Origin of the sequence: Leminorella richardii, from assembly GCF_900478135.1 — a bacterium.
Taxonomy (GTDB): Bacteria; Pseudomonadota; Gammaproteobacteria; order Enterobacterales; family Enterobacteriaceae; genus Leminorella; species Leminorella richardii.
On record NZ_LS483470.1, the window covers coordinates 3,216,346 to 3,238,828 of the forward strand.

Below are 22,483 nucleotides of genomic sequence, written 5' to 3' on the forward strand. Positions count from 1 at the left end.
TTATTGTTGACCGTTGAGGTCGCTTTCCTTTGCCAGCGCGTCGTCCAGCCGCTGAGCGTCGTGCTTTAAAAACAGCGGCAGCAGCTGGGCCACCCCGCGATAAAAATCTGTCTGAGCGTGAGCCTGCACGCTTTGGCAAAACGCATCACAAAATGCCAGCGGATGCTGCACAAGGAAGTCGCGCTGTGCCCGCAGTCGTGCCGTCAGGCTGTCTGGTGAGACTCCATTGGACAGATCGCTGGCAACCCGCTGGCTTTGCTGGAACATAAAGTCCAGCTCATAGCCTATGTGGTCCGCCGCTTCGTTTTCGCCCTCTTCCATTTGCCAGCCAAAAGACTGATAAACGGCCTTCACTTCGTGGGTGCAGTGCTGAAACAGCAGTCGGTCTTTCGACACATAAACCGATTCCCAAGGCGGTGCAGGTGGCGCATCAGGGCCGATAAACAGACGAGTGAAATCCCAATGCAGATCTTCAAATGCCGATTCGCCTGCGGCAAATGGTGCTGGCGATAGCGCACTGGCTATCGTCGACAGCGCCGCAGGGAAAGCCTTATCCGCCACGGAGGGAAACAGCACGCCAAGATCCTGCTCCCGCAGGAAGTTCAGCAGCTCAGGCGTTGGTTCTTCGATCAGAATTCGACGAAGAACGTCATAGCCAACCGGGCGCTGAATAAGATAGTCGTAAACGTCTGAAGTGCTCATGGTCGTATCCTTTACATCTCTGAAAGTACGAAAGTGGACGGAGTCGTGTGCTGAAGCTGAACTTCCTTGATATCGCGCTCCGTAGCCGAATGCTGCTCGATAACGTTAAGAGAAAGGCAGATTTCAACGTCTAACCCCTTGAGCAAGGCAATCGACGCCGGGTGAAACTGGACCACGCCTCGGAACGCGTCTCGCCTCATCGGCTGCCTATGTTCGGCAAGGATCGCGGCAACGCTGTCAGCCTGAAGGCCAAACACTTTGGCGCACTTCAGGAAGTAGTCTTTTTCTGAGAAAAAGTAAGTATCCCCTGCGTCCACGCCCGCGTTTTGCTGATAAACCTGCCCGGTATGCTTGTTTTCCAGAGAGCAGTAGTGAACGCCAAGGGAAAGCCCTTTCTCCAATGCAAACAGCATCAGTCTTAGAGCGGCATTTTCGCTGTCTGCGATGGCTAGCCCTCCGGCGTACCAGTAGTTGTAATAGACCTGATACGGCGGTGACTTCAGGGCGAATCCCCGCTGGCGAAACGCGGGTGCGTTGTTTAGCGGAAAGCAGAACTCAAGCAAGTTAATGCCGTCGACGCCAATCTCATCCAGCTCGCACAGCAGTGCGCACATGCTTTCATCGCTACCGGGAATCACGGGCATTTCTACCATTACTGTAGAAATATGCTCTCTGGCCAGGCGAATGCGTCGAAGCACACGAGCCTGTTTTTCAGGCGCGTCGTCAATTTTGATGCTAAAGCGGATCTCATTAAGGCCTGCCGCTTTTAGTCGCTCAGCTGTTTCTCGGTCAAGGGGATCCCCTGCGGTATACAGGCGGGAGTGAATGTGGGGAAAGCGCTGACGCAGGCGGGCAAAAAAGTTCACCGTTCCGTCTTTATACAGTAGAGGCTCACCGCCGGTCAGCGCGCCATAATGTAGCGCAGCACCGCTCTCGGCAATGTGCTCAACCTCCTGTTCCGCCTCACGAAAGTGATCCTGATAGTAGTCATAGTCCTGCTGATTGGGGTTAAAGCAGAAATAGCAGTTGCGATGACACTTTAAGGATAAAAAGGTCGTGTGGCTGGCCTCTCCCGTTCGGCAGGCGATGCAGGCGTCTGATATCCAGTTAATGTGAATGCTTTTGTCGCCGTTGGCGAAAATCGCCCCCTCGGAACGCAGTCGCTTTCTGAGTGCATCATTTTCACGTGCTGACGCCTCTGACGCGTCGAAATCGAGACCGAACTGCGCAATAGCCCCATGAGTGCCTGACTCGATTTCAACGTACTGCCGGGCATAGTTGGCAAAGTCAGGGGTTTTAATACAGTCAAAAGAATCAAGATGAATGGCTTTCACGCTATGCCTCCGTCACTGTGGAAAGTTAAGGCTGTTCATTCCCATGCGCTGAGTGGGAATGTTTAGTCGTTCACGCAAGCGACAGGCCGGACAGCGCTTTTCTCCGGGGCTTAGCGACGGGTAGTTCTGCTGACAGCTCGGGCAGTGCGCAGCGTGAAAGGCATATGATTGAAGCTCTCTGAGCTTCGTCTCAGTCCGGACGCGCAGTGCCTCTTCGGGGCAACTCTCTTCACAAAGCCCACAGCCGACGCACTTTCCTGCGTCAATCACAAACTGCCGATCTCGGTAATGAAATACGCCCTCAGGGCACAGCTGTAGACAACTGCTGCACAGAGAGCAGCGGTTAGAGGCAAGATCTACGCTGAATCGCTGCCATGATGGAAAAACTTCCGCCAGAGGCATATTTTGAGGCAGCTCGTTTTTTTTGAAATACTGGCGAATAAAACCAACGCCGAGTAAACGTCGACGCTTTATATCCTCTCCGTCAGATTCAAAATAAGAATCGTTATTATCTAAAGAAGGGGGAATAATAGAAAATGGTGATTTGTTTATGGTATGTAAAAATAGATTCACTTCATCAATAGCGTTTATCCATAATGAATGCTTTTCATGAAGAATAAGAGTGTGATATCCGGCTTGATAATAAAGCAGAAGTTCTTTTTGTGAAGGAACGGACCCACTATCCTGATACAGGCACATATTGTTAACATGCCGCTCAGGCAGAGGCCCATTTATTGCCATTACCGGACAGGCAAATACACACCCACCACATCGAGTGCAGGCTTCTGTATTCACCTCAACGCTTCCGTCCTCCACAAGAACCAGCGCACAGTGCTCACAGTAATCTATGCACTGCCGGCAGGCTGCGCGTTTACTTTTATGTCGAATACAGTCTGATGTGACGCAAACTGCACCGCTTAGAAAAGTGTTGATAGAATACTCCACACGATTGCTTAATAAGATATCACTGTTATAAAAATAAAAAAGGAACGACTAAATAAAATGATTTATTAATAAGCAGGATGAATAAGTTCACTAATGTTTAAAATATGTAAAATAACCTATTTATCACCCTACCTCTATTGGGTGAATACTATTCCCACACTTTTTATAATACCAATATATTTTTCGAATATTGCATTATTGATTTTTTCTATATTACGAGATAGATATTTTTGTGCCACTTTGGTAAACAATAATGGCGGACGAGCGTTTCTCGATTTTCTTACTCATTAACCGCTCCGCCGTCCGTGAGGGACGACGGAGACCTCTCGCTTAAAAAGCTACGTTAGTTTTGAGCCAAAAAGTTCTACCCGGTTCATTAACAGGGGTATTCGCCGAATAGCCAAATCCGCCGTTACCCGCCAAATTTAAATGCTCGCTGTAAGCCTTATCGAACAGGTTATCGACGCCGACGCTCACTTTGACGTATTCATTCATTCGATAGGCCGCGTTGGCTGAAAAGATTGCAAACCCGGCACTGCTGTCAAAATCTTTCCCTGCCACGTTTCCTTCATTGATAGCCACACGATGCTGAGCGCTGACCAGACGCAGCAGCCCCGTGCTGCTCCAGCCTCCCCGCTCCCAAGACAGGCTAAGACGAGCCTCCAAAGGAGGGATTTGCGGCAACGGACTATTGTTATCCGTATTTTGCGCCCAGGAATACGCCAGACTCGCATCCGTTTTCCATTCGTCCGTCAGACGATAGCTCACGCCAGTTTCGCCGCCCATCACGGTAGCGTTTACGTTGTTCACCTGGCTTATCCGAGCGTTATTGGCTGAATATCGAAACAGAATAAAGTCATCAATCCGACCAACATAGGCGGACACCCAGCCGTTCAGGCGCTTGCCGCTATACTGTGCGCCGACATCCAACTGGGTGGTTTTCTCCGTTTTCACCTTATCAAACACGTCCGACGACCCATCCGTTCCGTAGGTGGGAGAAAAGAGCTCCCAATAGTCAGGAAAGCGCTCCGTGTAGCCGACGCCCGCGTACAGCATCACAGGGACGTCGGCCATCGAGTACTCATAGCGCACAAAGCCTGCAGGCAGCATATCGGTTCGTTCTGACGATCCCCTTCCGGTATAGTTATCCGCTATTGCACGATCCAGACGCGCGCCACCGATAGCCTTTCCCTGTTCCGTCATATTCCACGTCAACTCGCTGAACACGCCATAGTCGGCAAACCGGGCATCCTTATTCCAGCCCCCCATTTTGCTTTCCTTTCTGTGGGTATTAAGCTGCATATCGACACCGCTTTTCAGCTCATAGTCTGACACTGTCCAAGTTCCCATCATCCTGCCGCCTAGCGTGCGGCGATCGACTCGGTTAGCCATCCGCATCCCCATTCCCGTTGAACCTCCGGGTGAACGCAGCGAGTAGTTATCCATGATGTGGTCGGCATAGTTGTAGTAGGCGCTGGCTTCAAACTTATCGAAAAAATCGCTGATGTTCGACTTCTCAAAGCGCACGCCAAGACTTTCTCTTTTAAACTGGGAACCGTCCATGCTTCGCCCGGCATAGCGCGCTTCACCATCGCCCTTGCCAGCGCTAAACTCTAGCAGAGTGTCTGTATCCGGAGTCCAGCCGATTGCGATATCTGCATTCCATTTGTCCCACTTTGAGGGGACCCGATCTCCGTTGCCGTCCTTGTAGTCGTTAGCACGAGACTTATTGCCAATCAGGCGCACATAGCCGTCCTGATTACCAAAGCTTATGTCCGCATTGCTATCCCATCGGTCGTTAGAAGCCACTAGCGCGCTCGCATCCCCCTTAATCTCCGGCTGCCCAAAATAAGGAGGCTCTCTGTCGAAGCGGATTGTCCCTGCAGAATTGCCGGGGCCCCAAAGTACGGTTTCAGGGCCTTTAATCAGCGTAAGCCGGTCAAAGCTCTCTGGGGAAATATATGAGCTGGGTGCATCCATTCGCCCTCCGCATGCCCCCAGCATCTCTCCATTATTGGTTAACAGCCTCAGCCGCGAGCCAAACATGCCGCGAAAAACGGGATCGCCGTTGGTGCCGCCGTTTCTGATTTGCGAGAAACCTGGAATAGTTTTCAGATAGTCCGAACCGTCGCTAGCAGGCACCGGCTGCCTTGGCGTTTTCGGTGACGTCACCACCTCTAGCGGAGAAACCACAGGGGCGGTGACGACCATGACCGTATCGTCTTGTGAAACCGCATCGGGGGCGGTATGGCGATGGCTTTCTTCCGCCATCAGGGGAAAAGAACCCAGCGCGACCGCCATTAGCGATGCGGTGGGTGTAAAAAACGGTACTGTTTTCATCATTATTTCCTTGCCGTTATGTCCTCGGCACGACGCATCGCTGGCCTTCCGCTAATCCGCTTTAGGCAACAGAAAGCCAGACGCCACCAGCCGTCACGCCGATGCATACTCAAAAATTAACACATTATTTTTATTCAATATTCAGAATGAAAAAGCAAAAGGCGGCGGCGCTCGGGCAAGGTTTTTACGGTAGGATTTGGACAGATAAAGGCAAAGAAGATCGCCAACAGGAGGGCTTTGAAAGACAAAAAATAATAGCCAGATAAGGGGTTGAACAATGACTAAAATAAGCGAAAGGTGAATCAGGATATGGCAGTAGCCGCAGGCGATGTCTTCCAGAAGAGACTGCCCACCGTGAGACATAGCCATGTCAGGGTGGGTACCGCCGTGTTTACCGTGCGCCTCCGACGTATCGGCAACGCTCACAGAAACGCCCTCCATAGGGGCGTTCATAGAAACGTGCTGGGCGGATTGATGGCATGCGGCCACCTGAGCCAATGACTTTGAAATCAGCGGCGCGATAAACAGCATAAGCATCGCGGCCAGCGCAATAAATGCCGCCGCTCTACTGCGGGGAAGACTCCTCAATGGCGCTGATCCTGATGGAGCTTTAAGTGTCGCCAAAGTGTATCCAAGGATAAAAATGGTTACAATCGGTATTAACTGCGCTGATTCTCATTTATTACATGTTGAACTACCGCCTGAACTCTCAATGAATTCCCCTGTTTAATCAGGCGTTTTTGAGAGTGAGGCGGTCATAATAAAGAGGCTGGCAACCACTTAAAAATTGACGCTCACTGAAACCCAGTAGTTGCGCCCCGGCATCACTTGACCGGTGGTCGACTGGGACGACGTAAAGTAGTCACCCGCGGTCGTTGTTCCGCTACCCACCTGATACACATAGGTTTTGGTGAAGTCTTTATCAAACAGGTTGTTCACTGCACCGTTTAGCGTCACGTCCTTAGAGATGCGGTATGAACCGCCCGCGTTAAATACGGTATAGGACTTAAAGTTTTCGCCCAAATTGTCGTAAACCACTTTGTTTGCAGCGCTAAGGTTGCTGTAGTTTTGCGTGAAACGAGCCGTTTTGCCGCGATATTCCGCTTTCAGCCAGGTTGAGAACCTGTCGTTAACATTCCACTTCAGGTTAGCGTTAGCCATATGCTTTGGCGTACTGGTTAAGCGAGCGCCCTTATTATCACCGTCTTTCTGTTCGCTGTCGGTAAAGGTGTAATTCAAGTTCAGCATCACGTCTTTGGTCCACAGCGGAATGCCTGTGGCAAATTCCAGCCCTTGCGTGGTGGCTTTACCCACGTTGGCGTAAGTGCTGGTAGTGCTGTCGATAGAATCGCTAACAATCTTATTTTTAAAGCGGTTGTAAAACACGGTTGCGTTAGCGCCAAATCCGCTGTCGTGCTCATAGTAGGCACCGAACTCCGTGTTTACACTCTCTTCGGGATCCAGATCTGGGTTACCAATGGTGGTGATCGTTCCCTGCCCGGTTACGCCGCTTATCCCATTGTGCAGTTGAGCAAGAGACGGCGTTTTATAACCAGTGCTGACGCCGCCTTTAAAGGTCAGCTCATCAAGAGCGTCCCACACCAGATAGACTCGAGGGCTAACGTGCCCGCCAAAGGTTTCCTGATACTCATAGCGAGCGCCGTAGGTGAGCGCCAGTGAGTCCAGCAGTCTCCATTCGTCCTCACCGAACATTGACCAGGACTCCTGCTCAAACTTGCTGCCGCCGTTTGCCAGAACGATGCCGTCCTTCATTTGGGCGTTCCAGTATTCCCCGCCGACCGTCACCAGATGGCTTTCACCCAGCGGCATCAGCAGGTTGGTATCGACAATGACGTTGGTATTTTTCAGCAGACGCTTGTCGCCCACCCTATCAGACCCTTTTGGCACCGATGATTTGGTAATCAGGCGGCCTTTATTTTCCGTTTCGTTATAGGACAGGGTTGAATTCCATGAGCCAAAAGAGAGCTGATTGCTACTCCCCAGCGTGGCTTTGCGGCGCTGGTAGCGCAGCGTGTCTTCATAGCCGCCGGAGGTGCCGAGGGTTCCCAACTGGCTGTCGCTGTTGTCATATTTTTGATTGGCAATTTCACCGTCCAGCCAGAGGGAGTTTTGTTCATTCCACTGCCATGTCAGCTTAGAGCCGAGATTGTAGTTATCTGACTTAACCGGGTTTGGCCCCCGATTGCTTAATTCCGCCCCGGTTGAAGAAGACTCAACGTGGGAAGCCTCACGGCGGAAAATAGTGCCGCGCAGCGTCAAGCCCAACTGGTCTTCAACCAGCGCACCGCCGGAATAGAAAGAAAACTTCGAACTGTCGCCGTAGGCAGTATCCTCTTGGAAAGTATGTTCAAGCGTCGCTGAGCCTGACCACTCTTTAGGCGCCTTCTTGGTAATGATGTTAACCACACCACCCATGGCGTCAGAGCCGTAAAGCGTCGACATCGGGCCCCGAATGACTTCGATGCGCTCAATAGCCGATATGGGTGGCATAAAGCTGGTGTTCATTGCGCCAAAGCCGTTCGGCGTAACGTCGGAAGTCCCGTTTTGCCGGATACCATCGACCAAAATCAGAGTATAGCTGCTGGGCATACCGCGAATGCTGATGTCCATACCGCCTGTTTTCCCCGTCGTACTGCCAACGTCTACGCCTTCAACGTCGCTAAGCGCCTCAGCCAAGTCGGCATAATTGCGCTGGCTTAAATCTTCCTGACTCACAATAGAGATACTGGCGGCTGCGTCTTTCAGCTTTTGCTCGTGCCCAGATGCGGTCACGACCATAACGCTACCGTCGTCGGCAGACATAGCGGGAATAGAGGCCATAGCGGCTAGCGTAAATACGGCGGTTTTCTTTAACATTTTTATTCTCTCGCGGTGATTAAAAGGTTGCCCGTTAGAATCCATCGTCATAACCGCGCCTAATTATATATTCCGAAAATAATATGTAAATAGAAATCATTCGCATTATCATTTTTTAATCACCTATAAAATAAAGGGTTTTTATAAAGGTTGATGTACTAGAGTAAGGGCGTTTAGAGAAAGTAGTCAGCTAGCGGCTTATGAACGATATTTAAAACACCAATTTTCTATCTCGTAAATAACATAACTATTTATCATTAATACGTTGCTTAACCGTTTAAAGCGACGCAGTTAAAGCATGGAGAAAATCGCCAACGAACCTTCGCCTTGAGGATATTTTTAGCTTCTTCAGACAGTATATTGCCCACAAAAAGCCCGGCGTAACATACGCCGGGCAGACTCTTGCAGTACTGCCGTTCGGCTAGCCTAAAGCCAGTCAATATCAGCCTGTCTTATGACGGAAGCTGTCCCATCACAGAGTGATAGAACTGGGCACGACCAATCATTTCACCTACAACGGCACACAGTACCACCAGCGCCGCCATCTTGCAGCCAACCCCCCGATGGGAAAATACCATCAGCGCAGCAGCAGCCGGTACAATCAACCCCAGCACCAGCCGCACGTAGAACCACGGTGAAGATAGAGTCATCATTACAGCAGTACTCTGTTCTACAGATAGACCGTGCGTTTGGGCAAAGGCCGCTATCACGCCAACAATCATCAGGACGGCCACCAGCGCAAGCCCAGCAAACAGGCGGCTGGTACATCCGTTCTGATCCTTATCGGCTTGGCAGCCCACTGCACCTTGACTCACCAAGCTGAGGGCTAACGAACCTATGAACAGCGCAGAAAGAAGAAACGCAGCCGGTGTCTGCCATGAATCCCAGGGCAGGCGCCCCGGCAGCATATAGATACGGCTGGTCACAATCAGCGTCGCAATGCCGCACACTGCCAGAATAATCCCAACCAGCCTGCGTGCTCCCCCAGAACTGTTAGCGGATGACTTCCACCACAGTCCGGCATAGATCAGCGCCAAGAAGCCGGTCACTGACAGCGCGACAATTTCCAAACTCAGCATTGAAGTCCCCAAGTGCCTTAACGACTTGTAGGATTCGAAAGGCTTACCAAGGTGAAACACTGAAAAGAAAACGCCCGCAGCAATCAGAACAACGATCAGCATCCCAATACGCCTGAAGCGGTTAAACCCAGCACCGTTAATCGTTGAAGGGCTGAGAATATCCGTCAGCGCTAGCATACAGGCAATACCAACGGCCGCCTGACAGATAACCGTAAACAGGACTAACGGTAACTCAATAGAACTCATGTTAATTTCTCCTGTCAGCTTTCAATGTTAGGGCTGATTCTGATAACGATCGAAGGATGGGTAACCTCTGCCTTCGGCAGCCCCTGGAACTCCTGAACGCCAACGTAGGTCGCCCTAAGCTCGTCCAGTTCTCCGGCCACCAAAGCGCCCGCAGGGCACGACTCTACACAGCGAGGCTTTTTCCCCTCCAGATAGCGGTCATAGCAGTAGTCACACTTGCTGGTTTTTCCTTCGTCAGGATCGAACTGAGGCGTGTTGTAAGGACAGGCCATCACGCACATTTTGCAGCCGATACAGTAGTCGTGGTTCTGCTTGACGATACCGTTATCGAGCTTCTCATAAGCGCCCGTCGGGCAGGCTTTGAGACAGGCTGGATCGGCGCAGTGGTTGCACGCCATAGAAAGAAAGCTTAGGGAGGCGGGTAGGTCTGTGCTGAACTCTCTGACGTGACGATAGCTCACGTTAGGCGAAGTCTTGTTGTGCAGCTTACAAGAAACAACACAGGTCTTACAGCCGTAACATTTGACCATATCAATATAGAAACCGACTTGCTTTGCCATCTGTTATGCCTCCTTCTTGACGTCTACGAGCGTGTTGTTACAGGCATGTCCACCGCTGAGCCTTTCCAGAAAATCGCTCGTTACGTGGCTACTGCTTCCTCCCAGCTGTTCCCACCAGCCGTTTTCCAGGGCAACGATGCCCTTCTTAATATGCGGCTTAACAATGGCAACACAGCGGTGCTCGCCGCGGTCGTTATAGGCAATGACCCTTTCGCCGTCCTCAATGCCTCTCTCTCTAGCGTCTTCAGGATGCATCAACACTCTGGCATTAACGCCATAGGTTTCACACATCCACGGCAGCGCCGAGAAAGAGGAGTGAATACCGCGATGCAGCTTTCTCTGAACCGCCATAAGAGGGTATTTCTTTGCCATTTCAGGCGAGCCTTTCACGGACTCGTTCGGGCGAATATAGGCGACAACCGGAGACATATTTTTGGCCTTCCAAGAGGGCATAAACAGTTCGGCTTTTTTGGTTTTAGTCTTGAATACGCCGTCTGGATACGGAATAAACGGCGTAGGCACGGTGCGTACCGGCCCTTCTTTCAGCTGCTCAAGGGTAACCCCGGTTCCAGCCAGACACACTTCAATCAACTCTTCAGGGGTCTTATCGAACTCCTCGCCGAACCCCATGCGCTTGGCTAACTCGGTAAATATCGCCAAGTCAGACATCGCCTCTCCGGGCGGCTCAACCGCTTTTTCCATAAGCTGTACGAATCGGTTACGGTGGTTTGCTAGCAAGTTTGTCTCTTCAAAGACGGTCGTGCAGGGAAGCACCAGATCGGCATACAGCGCAGTTGAAGTCATCAGGTTCTCGACAACGACCACGAACGGGATCTTTTTAAAGGCTTCTTTTACCCCGTTGGTATTTGGAAACTGAGTAATAAAGTTATTGGTTAAAGACCACAGGAAACCGATTTTGGTTGGGTTGTCGTGCAGGATATAGTCAGCAAACCTCGGTGCGGGAATAATATCAAGCTTAGGCGTCGGTGATACTGGAACCGGATCGTTAACCTTGATGCTGTTAGCCATACCGCCCGCGTCACATATCCCAGTCCCTGCTTTACCGATATTTCCGGTAAAGACAGCCAGATAAATGTGCGCCGCAACGGCATAGGAGCCGTATTCCGTACGCTGGAATCCACCCATGTTCTGAATAATCATGGCCGGGCGCCTTGAGGAGTATTCTCTGGCCAACCGGAGTACTGTACCGGCAGGGACATCCGTTTCCTGCTCGACCTTTTCAATAGTCCAAGGCTTCGCCTCGCTGTAGACCATATCGAATACCGTGTGGTATTCCGACTCAATGTCCAGCCCGACGGTAGACAGCGCGGGAACAGCGCCCGGTGCATCGTGACGAACAAGAGTTTTACTTTGCGTATCAAAGACCAGATATCCAGTCTCATCGCCCTCAAGCTTAACCTGATCGCCCGTCGCTTTACTTACTAGGAACGGCAGGCTGCTGTGCTGCAGCATAAAGTCGAGGTCATAGCGCTTCTCTTCGATAATGATTTTTAGCATACCGAGTGCCAGCGCGGTGTCGGTTCCCGGTAGAATAGGCACCCACTCGTGGGACTTGGCTGCCGTCTCGCTAAAGCGCGGATCGATAACGATCATTCTTGCGCCACGGTCCAGCGCCTTTTGGTACCAGCTCAGGTAAGAGCCCATGGTGACAGCAGGGTTGGTTCCCCACACTAAAATGTACTGGCTGTCTTCAATGGTATCGCGCGTGTCTTCAAAGCGCGTACCGAACATGGGTACCATTGTGCCGGAAACGGCCTGGCAGCAAAGTGAGCCGACAATAGGCGTACTTCCCCCCAGTTTGGAGAAGAAGGCGTTTGCTATCGGGTTCGTCAGGCTGGCAAAGCTGCCTGAGCCTCCACGATATGCCAATCCTTTATTTCCCAGCTCTTTTTTGGTGGTATTAATCTTTTCAATAATAAGGTTAAAGGCTTCGTCCCAGCTGATTTCCTTGAACTTACCTTCACCCTTTTCGCCGGTTCTTAACATCGGTTTTTTCAAACGATCCGGATGGTTAACCCACTGCACTCGGCTCAGTCCCCTAGCACAGCCCTTCGTCGGCTCGCAGGCGCTGGTATCGATATTCACTAGCTTTCCGTCCACTACATAGGCCGTCAAGTTGTGGTGCAGACACTCCATCGCACAGCTGGAACTGAAAGTCTTAGCCTTGGAAAGGTCAATATAGCCGGGATCCGCAGGATCGGCCGCGTGAACCATACCGCTCTCGGTCAGCGATACACCGCCAACGCCTACCGTTGCTAGCCCTGCTGCCGTTCCCGATACTTTAATAAATCTACGGCGAGAAAGCTCAACACCGCCTTTTTCTGTTTTGTCTGTCTTATTGCTCATATTACCCTCTAGAAAATAACGAAAATGAAAAGATAACCTTCGTTAAACACTCCTTGATTTACTCTGAAAAAGTAGACTTTTTAACTAACAGCCTTATTCACCTTTAATTGTCGTCGACGTTTTCACGCGACGATCTCTCGACATTTTTTCAGCGTAAAAATGACTACACCCCCAAGAAATCCATTCAATAGGGATATAACGCTACTCAGTAATTTGACATAAATGAAAAGTATCAATAACAAAATGACTATCCTTTCATAGAATCAAGTCCATTTTAAAACACCGCAGTTAATCAACCTGCTACGTTTAAAAGAAAAGATATAATTTAATGGATATAAATCCTTATCGCAGATCAAAAAGCACCAAGTTTAAATAAAAAATCCAACATTATCATATAAATAGAAAATTAAAAAAGGGTAAATTTATCGCTATAAATCCGAATTACAAATAACTTCACCACAGCTATAATTCACAATGTTTACTTTATTTGAATAGGGTGAAACTAATAAGTTAGATATTCAATTTACTTATCAAAATAATAATTATCCATTTCATTAAAATAAAAAATCATTAAAAATAGTCAAAGGAATTATCATTTAGGTATTTAAACCAAGCACACTCTATATTCATAAATAGGTAAATAGCGTCTTTCGAGATTTATTGGACAATAAATATACAATATTTCGGGTATAGTGGCGCATAGTTAAAGAAGGGGGATTTTGCATAATTAGGCGTACTAGTACGATATTTTATATTTAAGACAAAGAGATATCAGGAACCTAAATGAGAGGATTCGCGATAAGTTTAGCGCCTTCGTAGGCGCAGTTTGCCTACGAAAACGATTCAGGCAGCTGTCGCGACATTCATTAACGCCTATATCTGATGTTAATACAGAAAAATGGCGAATATCTGAGTGTAGATAGCGGTGCCACCCAGACCAGAATTGTGCCGCAAGAATCGGAGTTTTAAATAGTACACTTCACCCTATTGTAGAGCCTGATATATCGAATGTTTCTTCGAATTGACATCATCATGAAATTCGAGAAGTTTTCACTAACATCATAATTTCTATGTAAAAGAGAGATAAAATGGCCCAGGCATCTGCTTTTCGATCCGTTCTTGAAAATACACTGAAACATGCACTTCAACATTTAGACAACTTGAAAAATAACCCAGTGGCTGCGAGTGCAAGTTTAGAGACACTGCGCGAAAAACTGCATAAACCTCTCAATATCAACGGGCTCACCGCCGAGCAGGTCATTGATGATTTAGTCGCCGATACGGACGGCGGTATCATGGGTAGCGCAAGCGGGCGCTTTTACGGTTGGGTTATAGGAGGTTCTCTACCAGCGGCTCTAGCGGCTGACTGGTTAACAAGCACATGGGATCAAAATGCCGCTTCATACTCTTGTGGGCCAGCTGAAGCCGTTATTGAGGAAGCCTGTGGTCGATGGCTAAAGGACCTACTTGGCTTGCCTGAACACGCCAGCTTTGCTTTGACCAGCGGTTGTCAGATGGCACACGTCACAGCATTGGCTGCAGCGCGCAATGAGCTGTTGACGCGCCGCGGCTGGCAGGTTGAATCCGATGGTCTATTTGGTGCACCAGCAATTCGTATCCTAAGTAGCGACCAATTCCACGGGAGTATTACACGAGCAACTCGCCTATTAGGTATGGGAACAAAGAGGGTTGTTGGTTTATCCGCCAATCAAGCCGGGAAAATTGAAGCGGCAACGCTGGAACAGGCTTTGAAAGAAGATCCGGATACATTAACTATTGTGCTGCTACAGGCGGGCGACCTTAACATCGGCGCATACGATAATTTTGAAGAGCTAATTCCGCTAGCACACCGCTACGGCGCATGGGTTCATATTGATGGAGCCTTTGGGCTATGGGCGAATACCAGTCCGAATCATAGGCATCTTTTGAAGGGCGTAGAGCTTGCTGACTCATGGGCAACTGATGGCCATAAATGGCTGAACGTGCCTTATGACAGCGGCTTTACGTTTGTCGCTCATCCAGACGCTCATCGCAGATCCATGTCCTACGAGGCCAGCTATATCACACACAATGACGGCGTTCGCGAACAAAAAGACTGGAATCCTGAGTGGTCCCGCCGGGGGCGCGGATTTGCAGTTTATGCTGCCCTGAGGCAGCTCGGCCGACAGGGGATCGCTGAATTAATCAATACAAGCTGCAAATCGGCTCATGATTTAGTCATGGGAATTTCTGCACTACATGGGGCTAAGTTAGTTTGGGAACCCAGCGTTAATCAGGGATTGATTGGTTTTCTTGATCCTCGCCCTGATGCCAAACAGCATGACCATGACGTCTATACCGATAAAATTACCGAAGCAGTGGCTAAAAGCGGTGAAGCCTTCTTCAGTAATACTACATGGCGCGGCATACGCTGCATGAGAGTCTCTGTGTGTAACTGGCAAACGGATGCGCAGGACGTACAGCGGGCAATCGCGGCCGTTGATGCAGCGCTAAAAAATATGGGATGGACCAGTAAATGACACTCTGATTCAACCTTGGAATACATATCTAAGGCTAATTCTTCCCCTCCTGAAAGCATCGATATCAGCGAACTGTAAGAAAAAATCTTACAGTTCGCTTGCGCATGACGAACGTAGCTTCTCGCGTCCCTGAATTCAAATGATAAATCACCCGCCTGTGGCAATGACACGTATTCGGTATAATCTCGAAAAATATAAAGAGCAAGAATCGGAGTGCTTGCGGTGCCATACCTGCCTATAGTGGTCACACGATGACCGAGAACAGGAAATTTACTATGAATAAGACCGTTGCTTACAAAACAGATGAGGAACGCTGGGCGGCGGTGATGGCTCGCGATCCTATTGCGGACAGCCATTTCGTCTATGCTGTTCGAACAACAGGCGTGTACTGCAGGCCGAGTTCATCTACGCGGCACCCAAAAGGGAAAACGTAGTATTTTTTGATACGGCAGAGGCCGCAGAAGCCGCAGGATATCGAAGCAGCCGTCGTGATTATGGCAACCAATCCAGTGCCGCAGCCGAACGTGCTGCTCTAGTGTCTCGCATATGCCGAACGATAGAAGCATCAGAGACACCGCCTCAGCTTGATGAGCTAGCTGCTGAGGTGGGTATGAGCCCGTACCACTTTCATCGCCTCTTCAAAGCAGAAACAGGCCTAACGCCGAAAGCGTACAGCTCGGCCTATCGCGCCCGAAAGCTGCGAGAAGGGTTAAGCTGTAAAGATGCCTCTATCACAAACGCCATCTATGACGCCGGCTTTAATTCAAACAGCAGATTCTACGAAACCGCAGACGATCTTCTCGGCATGCGTGCGAGAGACTATCGGGCAGGAGGGACTGGCGCCACGATCCGCTTTGCGGTAGCCCAGTGCTCACTGGGCGCTATTCTGGTAGCGCAAAGTCAGCGCGGTATTTGTGCAATTTTACTCGGCGACGATCCGGATCGCCTGGTGCGCGACCTACAGGATCAGTTCCCTAATGCTGAGATCATTGGCTGTGATGGTGAGTTCGAACAGCTAATTGCGCAGGTAATAGGCTTCATTGAAGCCCCCTCAATGGGGCTGAACCTGCCTCTGGATGTGAAAGGTACGGTTTTTCAGGAACGCGTCTGGCGAGCACTGCGGGAGATCCCGCCGGGTACTACAGTAAGCTATGCGGATATCGCAAACCGTATTGGTTCACCGAAGGCAGTACGCGCAGTGGCTCAGGCGTGTGCTAAAAACCACATCGCCGTAGCCATCCCCTGCCATCGTGTCGTAAGGCGCAATGGTGATATTTCGGGCTATCGCTGGGGCGTGGAGCGCAAGCGAGAGCTTCTGCGGCGAGAAGCGGAAGCTTAAGTTATGCTGGCTACTATCGCTAACACAGTGTGCCAATCGTCTTATATTTAGAATCGTTGGGGTGAACCAGAGGGTACATCCCAACGCCATCGTATAGCTGACCTACCTTATTGCCTGGCTTCGTTGAATGTAACTTTGTATCCGTCAGCCCTCCTTTACATCGCAGTAAAATACAAAATATTGCAAAGTAAAAATGTACCAACATTTATACCAACAAGAGTCGATTGATGTCGATTGAATTGAGTAGGTGCTGAGAGAGTATGAAATGAAGGAAAGCCAGTATTTACGCGGATTACAGGCAAAAAAATAGACGTCCATTGACGTCTATTGATTTGATATTGGTACCGAGGACGGGACTTGAACCCGTAAGCCCAATCGGGCACTACCACCTCAAGGTAGCGTGTCTACCAATTCCACCACCTCGGCACTGACCGATGGATGACTCCACCGGTTTAAACCTGTTCCCTTAATTAGGGATATCGCTGCTCGGCGTATTTGGCTTAACAGGAGCAACCTGCTCAACCTGCACCGGCGCGCTTAAGTCGTCAAATTCGCCGACTTTCTTTTCCTGACGGCTGCTCATGTTGCCCAGCGCCAGACTGATAATGAAAAACAGCGCGGCTAAAATCGCCGTGGTGCGGGTCATAAAGTTACCCGAACCGCCTGAGCCAAACAGCGTTGCTGAAGCTCCGGCACCGAAAGAGGCACCCATGTTGGCCCCTTTGCCCTGCTGCAGCATAACCATGCCGACCAGACCAATGGCCACCAGCAGGAAAATAATAAGAAGCGCTTCGTACATATTCTTGCCTGTAATCCTTGCGGGATACCCCGTCGTAATGCTTTACCGGCTAATTAGAAGGGAGATCTCAAGCCTATCTCAACCTAACCGGAGCGGGTGTGAATACTAACGAAAGCCACAAAGAGGTGCAAGCGCATTTTTATTCATCCTGCGCATTTGTAGAAAAAACCAACGTTTTACCTGCACTCTTGCGGCTCGTTTTCCCTATTATAAGGGAAGTCCCTCTGCTTTATCCATTCTTATATAGCCAAACGACGATTTGCCGCGCGCTATATAGTTAATACTTAAGTTTCGTAATATTCGATGGTTCGTTCCTGTGTAAAGCGATTCTCTTCTGGCCCCCACTCTGCACGCAGCCAGTTGGCGTTGTGATCGTAGCCGCTATAGAATTTCTCACTACGATTTCTATGCTGAGAGTGTGACTTCGCTTCGGCAATAATCCGCTGCAGGGCATTCTCTTTGTTATAGTCGAAATAGTAAGAGGAGACGTGATTGCTGTCCCCAGAAAGAGAGTCGCTTCTGGCTAACAGGCCGCTGGAATTGTAGTGATAGCGTTTTACCGCATAGCCTTCGCTGTACTCTTCTTCTACTCGGGACTTTTCGATAATCTCGGTCAGCTGGCCGTCAGCGTTGTAGAAGAACTCCCTCATCCACCCGCTGTTTATCAGTTCGCTTTTTACAATACGACCCTGACTGTCCTGACGGTAGCGTATAACCACGTTGCCAACATCGCTCATCTTGCCGTTAATAAGCCAGTTAATGCTCTTCACCCAGCCCTGGCTGTCCTTGTAAACATAGGTTACGGACTCTCCGCGTCGGCTTTTATCTCGCCGCTTAACGCGCAGAACGTTTCCTTCAGGACTATAATCAACCTCGCTAGAGCTTAGCCATTCCCCGTTGCGAAAAGTCACTTCTTTGAGCTTTTTCATGCGAAACGAGGTGAATGCAAGAGAGTGTGCGGAATTTTCCGTCAATGCGAGATTAAAAGAGAATATGGCCTTGTCTTCCGGACTAAGTGCAGTACTGGCATAAGAAAAGCAGGAAAAGGTAGCTAGACATGAAAGTAGAAAAAACCGGATAAAAGACAACTTCATTGTCATCATTGCGCCCTATATATTATTTACTGTATTCCATTCGGGCAGGATTTTATCATCACAAAACGGTGTTAAACAATAACTATTACATTACGTCATGATCGATGTGGTTAATTATTTATAAGCGTTTCAAATTTATCTTTTTTTCCATTAAAGACGTTAAAATCAACAAAGGTTTCAATACCCTCCAGCTTTCCTCTGTTGGCATACTGCCAGAATAGCCAGTCTCTGTCGGGCTCTGCCAGTGTGGGCTTACCAAAAATATCTCTGATCCAAATTGCATTTTCTCGCATTTGGTCAATCAGGAAATCATTGTAAAACTCTTTGGTAACGTACAGGATAGGCTTTCTGCCGTAAGCCTTCTCAAGGCGTGAAGCCAGTATTTCAACCTCTCTAAGCACCTCTTGCTTTCCCGATGTCAGCTGGCAGTTACCTCCGTATTCTAGATCGATAACCGGCGGCAAAGTGCCTTTCTCTAGGGGAACGGAAGAAATAAAGTTATCCGCCTGATCGGCTCCGCTGCTGCAAAAAGTAAAAAAGTGATAGGCGCCAACAGCGAATCCTCTGTCGCGCGCATCTCGCCAGTTAAGCTGAAAGCGTTTGTCTTTAAAGTCCCCGCCTTCCGTTGCTTTTATAAAAATAAACTGAATCTCGGACACCTTAAGCCTGTCCCAGTCAATCTCTTTTTGGTGATGTGAAATATCGATGCCCTGAATAGGGAAGTCATCACGAGAGGGGTAGTTAAGCCGCACAATGCCCTGATAAAGTGCATAAACAAAACAAGCAGCGAATACCGCCACTACGCATACTGTGCCAAGGAGATGCTTTATTCGCATGCTTTCTTAATCCCTTATCCTCGTCAAACTGTGTTAAAAGGTCAGCCTAATAAGTAGGTTCTATATGGAGATATAGATAGAATGATGAGGAACAAGCTCCTAGCTCCTCATCTATACGCTTATTCGCTGACCAAATAACGGCTAGCCTGCAGCCTTCACCGCGTCGGCAATACGGTTTGCCAACGTCACAACCTGCTGCTCATCTTCGCCTTCTACCATTACGCGGATCAGCGGCTCTGTACCTGATTTGCGTAGAAGCACCCTGCCGCGACCGGCTAAATCCTTCTCGACGTCCTGAGTTACCTGCTTCACTTCTTCTGTCGCCAGTGGGTCATGCTGCCCAGAGAAGCGAACGTTAACCAACACCTGTGGCAAAAGCTTCATGCCGCTGCACAGATCGTGCAGGCTCATGTGGTTACGCACCATGGCGGCCAGCACCTGCAGACCCGCGACGATCCCGTCACCAGTGGTGGTCTTATCCAGCAGGATAACGTGACCTGAGTTTTCTGCACCAATAGCCCAGCCCAGCTCATTCATTTTTTCCAGCACATAGCGGTCACCCACTTTTGCTCGGGCAAACGGGATACCCAACTGTTTGAGCGCCAGTTCAAGGCCCATATTGCTCATCAGCGTCCCGACAGCGCCGCCCTTCAGCTGCCCCTTACGCAACGCTTCACGGGCGATGATATACATTATCTGATCGCCGTCGACCTTATTGCCCAGATGGTCAACCATAATCACGCGGTCACCGTCACCGTCAAAAGCGATGCCAACATCGGCCTTTTCTGCCAGAACGCGTTCCTGTAAAGCCCGCACGTCAGTTGCGCCGCACTTTTCATTAATGTTCATGCCGTCCGGCTCGCAGCCAATCACGATGGCCTCCGCACCCAGTTCACGCAGCACGCTCGGCGCAATGTGATAGGTTGCGCCGTTAGCGCAGTCAACAACGATTTTAATCGAGCTCAGGCTTAGCTCACTAGGGAAGCCGCCTTTACAGAACTCGATATAGCGCCCCGCTGCGTCGTTAATCCGGCTGGCTTTACCCAGCTCGGCAGACTCTACACAGGTCAAAGGTTTTTCCATTTCAGCCTCAATGGCCTCTTCTACTTCGTCGGGCAGCTTAGTGCCGTCGATAGAAAAGAACTTGATGCCGTTGTCATCAAAGGGATTATGAGATGCGGAAATAACGATGCCCGCCTCCGCACGAAAGGTTCTCGTCAGATAGGCAACCGCTGGCGTCGGCATTGGCCCGGTGAATGACGCCGAAAGCCCGGCAGCAGCTAAGCCAGCTTCAAGGGCTGACTCCAGCATATAGCCAGAAATACGCGTATCTTTACCGATAATGATTTTGCGAGAACCGTGGCGCGCTAGGACTTTCCCTGCCGCCCAGCCCAGCTTAAGAACGAAGTCTGGCGTAATAGGATGTTCACCCACTCTGCCGCGAATGCCGTCAGTGCCGAAATATTTACGTGTGCTGCTCATGATATTTTTATCCCCTTTCGGAAAGCGTAGCTTCCACAATTCTCATTGCTTCTACCGTTTCTTTGACGTCATGTACGCGAATAATCTGCGCGCCCTGCATCGCGGCAATCATCGCGCAGGTCACGCTGCCAACCAGCCGTTCAGCAGGTGGCACGTTTAACAGCTGGCCAATCATCGACTTACGCGACATGCCAATCAGTAAAGGCAGCCCAAAACGATGAAACTGGGACAAATGCGCCAGCAGCTGATAGTTGTGTCGTAAATTCTTACCGAAACCAAAGCCGGGATCGAGCACTATTTTCTCTCTCGCCATACCCGCCTTTTCACAGCGTTCAATCTGTTCCGCCAGATACGCGTCGACTTCAGCGACAACGTCTTGGTACTGGGGTTCGTGCTGCATGGTCCTCGGCATGCCCTGCATATGCATCAGACAAACGGGCAGCTCAGATTCAATCGCCGCCTCAAGCGCACCCGGCTCTTGAAGTGAACGAATGTCGTTAATGAGATGAACGCCTGCGCGAGCGGATTCCCGCATCACTTCAGCCTTGGAAGTATCGACGGACACCCACACGTCAAAATTACGCGTCAGCGCCTCGGCAACCGGGATCACTCGCTCCAGCTCTTCTTCAACGGATACGTCGGCCGCTCCAGGTCGAGTAGATTCACCGCCAATATCAATCAGGGTCGCCCCCGCCTGAATCATGTCGTTGGCATGGCGCAGCGCGCTGTCAACATGGCGATAGCGACCACCGTCGGAAAACGAATCCGGCGTAACGTTGAGGATCCCCATGACCTGAGGGTAGTTGAGATCCAGCGTAAGTCCTCGGCTTTCTAGCTTCATGGCGCCTCTTTCACTTTTCACTACAGAACAAACCGATAAACATCTCTGTAATCATTTCCTACTGGCCGACCGTTAAGCTGTGGGCAACGCGACTAAACTCCGGCATAAACTGCTCACTCAGTTCCGCTTTCACGATCCCCTTAATGACATAGTACCCATCGGCAGAAACGACAATAGCCTGATAAACCTTCACCGGACGGTGATTACGAGCGTCTTCAGCATTAGCCTGTAGCTCAACAGCATCCAGCCCGCCTATTTTCAGGCTCTTCACGCTACCTTTCACAACTTCGGCTTCAATGAGTGATGCGGTGCTCTTTAGGTGCTTCTCAGCAAACGCCGCCAGATCGCCGGTTTCAACTTTGCCAAATGAAGGTGCGATAACCAGCAGAGGTTCAGCGCTTTCTGATGGGAACGGGTCGCCTGGGCGAGTCATCGCCAGAGCCGTATTCATACGCTTGGTAATCTTCAGGCTTTCGCTTTCCTGAATCTTGTAGCTTAGGCCATCCAGGCTCACTTGATTTCTTAGCGCATCCTGAACCTCAATGCTCAACAAAGCCTCTTTAATCTTTGCTCCTTCATCCGCATCGTTGGCCGCCCGAAAGGTTCCTACCAGCATCAGAGTGCCCTTCTCGTCACCCTGTAATAAAATCCACTTGTGATAGACATCATTCCCAGCGCGCTGTGAAATCTTATACAGCCAGAGCTTTTTCCCCTGATGCTCCGCCTGTTCTGATCCTAAAATGCTCACGCCCTTGACGGTTAGCAGGTCAGGAATAAAGCCGTGCTGTACTTCACCCAGCGAAGAAGGCATTTCAGTCGCCATAATAGAGGCGCCGCTTTTTTCATTAAAGTAGCCGGAGAACTGCGCTGAAGGAATAAACCCTTCAGGAGGATTAATCGATGCGGCAATACCGGGGATCTTTTCCAGCGCCTGCGCCGAGCTTATGAAACCAATGAGGGAAAAAAGCAGTGCAGCCGCTAAACGGTGAATCTTCATAGCGCAATGTAACTCCATGATGTCATTAACAGTCCCTGAGCATAAGAAAACGCCGTTTCTGACTTTCACAGTATCGACATTTTCAACCGCGTCCTACGGCGATATAGCCCAATATCCGGACGTTAC

The 22,483-nt window shown here is 49.9% G+C and carries 16 protein-coding genes, 1 tRNA gene and 2 pseudogenes; 2 read left to right on the top strand and 17 right to left on the bottom strand.

All coding sequences use genetic code 11. The annotated features are described in order from the left end of the window. The 10 genes and pseudogenes from DQM29_RS14725 to DQM29_RS14765 all read right to left on the bottom strand — a co-directional run bounded on the left by DQM29_RS14725 (window position 1) and on the right by DQM29_RS14765 (window position 12,450). Window positions 1-702, bottom strand: coding sequence for a TorD/DmsD family molecular chaperone (locus tag DQM29_RS14725; RefSeq protein ID WP_111741390.1), 702 nt, complete (start codon window positions 700-702; stop codon window positions 1-3). A gap of 11 nt (window positions 703-713) precedes the next feature. Next, window positions 714-2,036: a radical SAM protein gene (locus tag DQM29_RS14730; RefSeq protein WP_111741391.1), complete on the bottom strand. Its 1,323-nt coding sequence runs from the start codon at window positions 2,034-2,036 to the stop codon at window positions 714-716. Window positions 2,037-2,048: 12 nt separating this feature from the next. Then, on the bottom strand, window positions 2,049-2,438 hold the full coding sequence (locus DQM29_RS18490) for a 4Fe-4S dicluster domain-containing protein (RefSeq protein ID WP_232054928.1): 390 nt from the start codon (window positions 2,436-2,438) through the stop codon (window positions 2,049-2,051). Between the two features lie 360 nt (window positions 2,439-2,798). Next, window positions 2,799-2,981, bottom strand: a pseudogene (locus tag DQM29_RS18775) (hypothetical protein); the annotation flags it as partial. 330 nt (window positions 2,982-3,311) lie between these two features. Beyond that, complete coding sequence (locus tag DQM29_RS14740) at window positions 3,312-5,321, bottom strand: TonB-dependent copper receptor (protein WP_111741393.1); 2,010 nt, start codon at window positions 5,319-5,321, stop codon at window positions 3,312-3,314. Window positions 5,322-5,462: 141 nt separating this feature from the next. Beyond that, entirely contained in the window at window positions 5,463-5,909 is a 447-nt protein-coding gene (locus DQM29_RS14745) for a DUF2946 domain-containing protein (protein WP_111741394.1), read from the bottom strand. A gap of 192 nt (window positions 5,910-6,101) precedes the next feature. After that, complete coding sequence (locus tag DQM29_RS14750; protein WP_111742115.1) at window positions 6,102-8,198, bottom strand: TonB-dependent receptor; 2,097 nt, start codon at window positions 8,196-8,198, stop codon at window positions 6,102-6,104. A gap of 452 nt (window positions 8,199-8,650) precedes the next feature. Further along, window positions 8,651-9,523, bottom strand: coding sequence for a dimethyl sulfoxide reductase anchor subunit family protein (locus DQM29_RS14755; protein ID WP_111741395.1), 873 nt, complete (start codon window positions 9,521-9,523; stop codon window positions 8,651-8,653). 14 nt (window positions 9,524-9,537) lie between these two features. Further along, complete coding sequence (locus tag DQM29_RS14760; protein ID WP_111741396.1) at window positions 9,538-10,083, bottom strand: 4Fe-4S dicluster domain-containing protein; 546 nt, start codon at window positions 10,081-10,083, stop codon at window positions 9,538-9,540. A 3-nt stretch (window positions 10,084-10,086) separates the two neighbouring features. Continuing rightward, window positions 10,087-12,450, bottom strand: coding sequence for a molybdopterin-containing oxidoreductase family protein (locus DQM29_RS14765; protein WP_111741397.1), 2,364 nt, complete (start codon window positions 12,448-12,450; stop codon window positions 10,087-10,089). A gap of 1,088 nt (window positions 12,451-13,538) precedes the next feature. Here DQM29_RS14765 and DQM29_RS14770 point away from each other — a divergent pair. Together DQM29_RS14770 and ada are read left to right on the top strand one after the other, a co-directional pair. Beyond that, complete coding sequence (locus tag DQM29_RS14770) at window positions 13,539-14,969, top strand: pyridoxal phosphate-dependent decarboxylase family protein (RefSeq protein WP_111741398.1); 1,431 nt, start codon at window positions 13,539-13,541, stop codon at window positions 14,967-14,969. 275 nt (window positions 14,970-15,244) lie between these two features. Then, window positions 15,245-16,308, top strand: a pseudogene (gene ada / locus DQM29_RS14775) (bifunctional DNA-binding transcriptional regulator/O6-methylguanine-DNA methyltransferase Ada). Window positions 16,309-16,647: 339 nt separating this feature from the next. Here the strand turns inward: ada and DQM29_RS14780 are convergent. The 7 genes from DQM29_RS14780 to DQM29_RS14810 form a co-directional block, all read right to left on the bottom strand. Next, window positions 16,648-16,734 (bottom strand) — tRNA-Leu (locus DQM29_RS14780). Window positions 16,735-16,774: 40 nt separating this feature from the next. Continuing rightward, window positions 16,775-17,107: a preprotein translocase subunit SecG gene (gene secG, locus DQM29_RS14785; protein WP_111741399.1), complete on the bottom strand. Its 333-nt coding sequence runs from the start codon at window positions 17,105-17,107 to the stop codon at window positions 16,775-16,777. Window positions 17,108-17,391: 284 nt separating this feature from the next. Beyond that, the gene (locus DQM29_RS14790; RefSeq protein WP_145960380.1) at window positions 17,392-18,036 is read right to left on the bottom strand and encodes a hypothetical protein; all 645 of its coding nucleotides are present in this window, start codon (window positions 18,034-18,036) and stop codon (window positions 17,392-17,394) included. A gap of 275 nt (window positions 18,037-18,311) precedes the next feature. Continuing rightward, window positions 18,312-19,037: a glycoside hydrolase family 25 protein gene (locus DQM29_RS14795; protein ID WP_111741401.1), complete on the bottom strand. Its 726-nt coding sequence runs from the start codon at window positions 19,035-19,037 to the stop codon at window positions 18,312-18,314. Window positions 19,038-19,178: 141 nt separating this feature from the next. Further along, window positions 19,179-20,519, bottom strand: coding sequence for a phosphoglucosamine mutase (gene glmM / locus DQM29_RS14800; protein ID WP_111741402.1), 1,341 nt, complete (start codon window positions 20,517-20,519; stop codon window positions 19,179-19,181). A 7-nt stretch (window positions 20,520-20,526) separates the two neighbouring features. Further along, window positions 20,527-21,360, bottom strand: coding sequence for a dihydropteroate synthase (gene folP / locus DQM29_RS14805; protein WP_111741403.1), 834 nt, complete (start codon window positions 21,358-21,360; stop codon window positions 20,527-20,529). Between the two features lie 58 nt (window positions 21,361-21,418). Next, window positions 21,419-22,357, bottom strand: a complete 939-nt coding sequence (locus tag DQM29_RS14810; protein WP_111741404.1) for a hypothetical protein — start codon at window positions 22,355-22,357, stop codon at window positions 21,419-21,421. Window positions 22,358-22,483 lie beyond the last annotated feature (126 nt).

Bases quoted from the DNA above. Each gene is read 5' to 3' on its own strand.
- DQM29_RS14725 (WP_111741390.1), bottom strand. From the start codon at position 702: ATGAGCACTTCAGACGTTTACGACTATCTTATTCAGCGCCCGGTTGGC.
- DQM29_RS18490 (WP_232054928.1), bottom strand. From the start codon at position 2,438: ATGCCTCTGGCGGAAGTTTTTCCATCATGGCAGCGATTCAGCGTAGAT.
- DQM29_RS14740 (WP_111741393.1), bottom strand. From the start codon at position 5,321: ATGAAAACAGTACCGTTTTTTACACCCACCGCATCGCTAATGGCGGTC.
- DQM29_RS14750 (WP_111742115.1), bottom strand. From the start codon at position 8,198: ATGTTAAAGAAAACCGCCGTATTTACGCTAGCCGCTATGGCCTCTATT.
- DQM29_RS14755 (WP_111741395.1), bottom strand. From the start codon at position 9,523: ATGAGTTCTATTGAGTTACCGTTAGTCCTGTTTACGGTTATCTGTCAG.
- DQM29_RS14760 (WP_111741396.1), bottom strand. From the start codon at position 10,083: ATGGCAAAGCAAGTCGGTTTCTATATTGATATGGTCAAATGTTACGGC.
- DQM29_RS14765 (WP_111741397.1), bottom strand. From the start codon at position 12,450: ATGAGCAATAAGACAGACAAAACAGAAAAAGGCGGTGTTGAGCTTTCT.
- DQM29_RS14770 (WP_111741398.1), top strand. From the start codon at position 13,539: ATGGCCCAGGCATCTGCTTTTCGATCCGTTCTTGAAAATACACTGAAA.
- secG (WP_111741399.1), bottom strand. From the start codon at position 17,107: ATGTACGAAGCGCTTCTTATTATTTTCCTGCTGGTGGCCATTGGTCTG.
- DQM29_RS14790 (WP_145960380.1), bottom strand. From the start codon at position 18,036: ATGAAAAAGCTCAAAGAAGTGACTTTTCGCAACGGGGAATGGCTAAGC.
- DQM29_RS14795 (WP_111741401.1), bottom strand. From the start codon at position 19,037: ATGCGAATAAAGCATCTCCTTGGCACAGTATGCGTAGTGGCGGTATTC.
- glmM (WP_111741402.1), bottom strand. From the start codon at position 20,519: ATGAGCAGCACACGTAAATATTTCGGCACTGACGGCATTCGCGGCAGA.
- folP (WP_111741403.1), bottom strand. From the start codon at position 21,360: ATGAAGCTAGAAAGCCGAGGACTTACGCTGGATCTCAACTACCCTCAG.
- DQM29_RS14810 (WP_111741404.1), bottom strand. From the start codon at position 22,357: ATGAAGATTCACCGTTTAGCGGCTGCACTGCTTTTTTCCCTCATTGGT.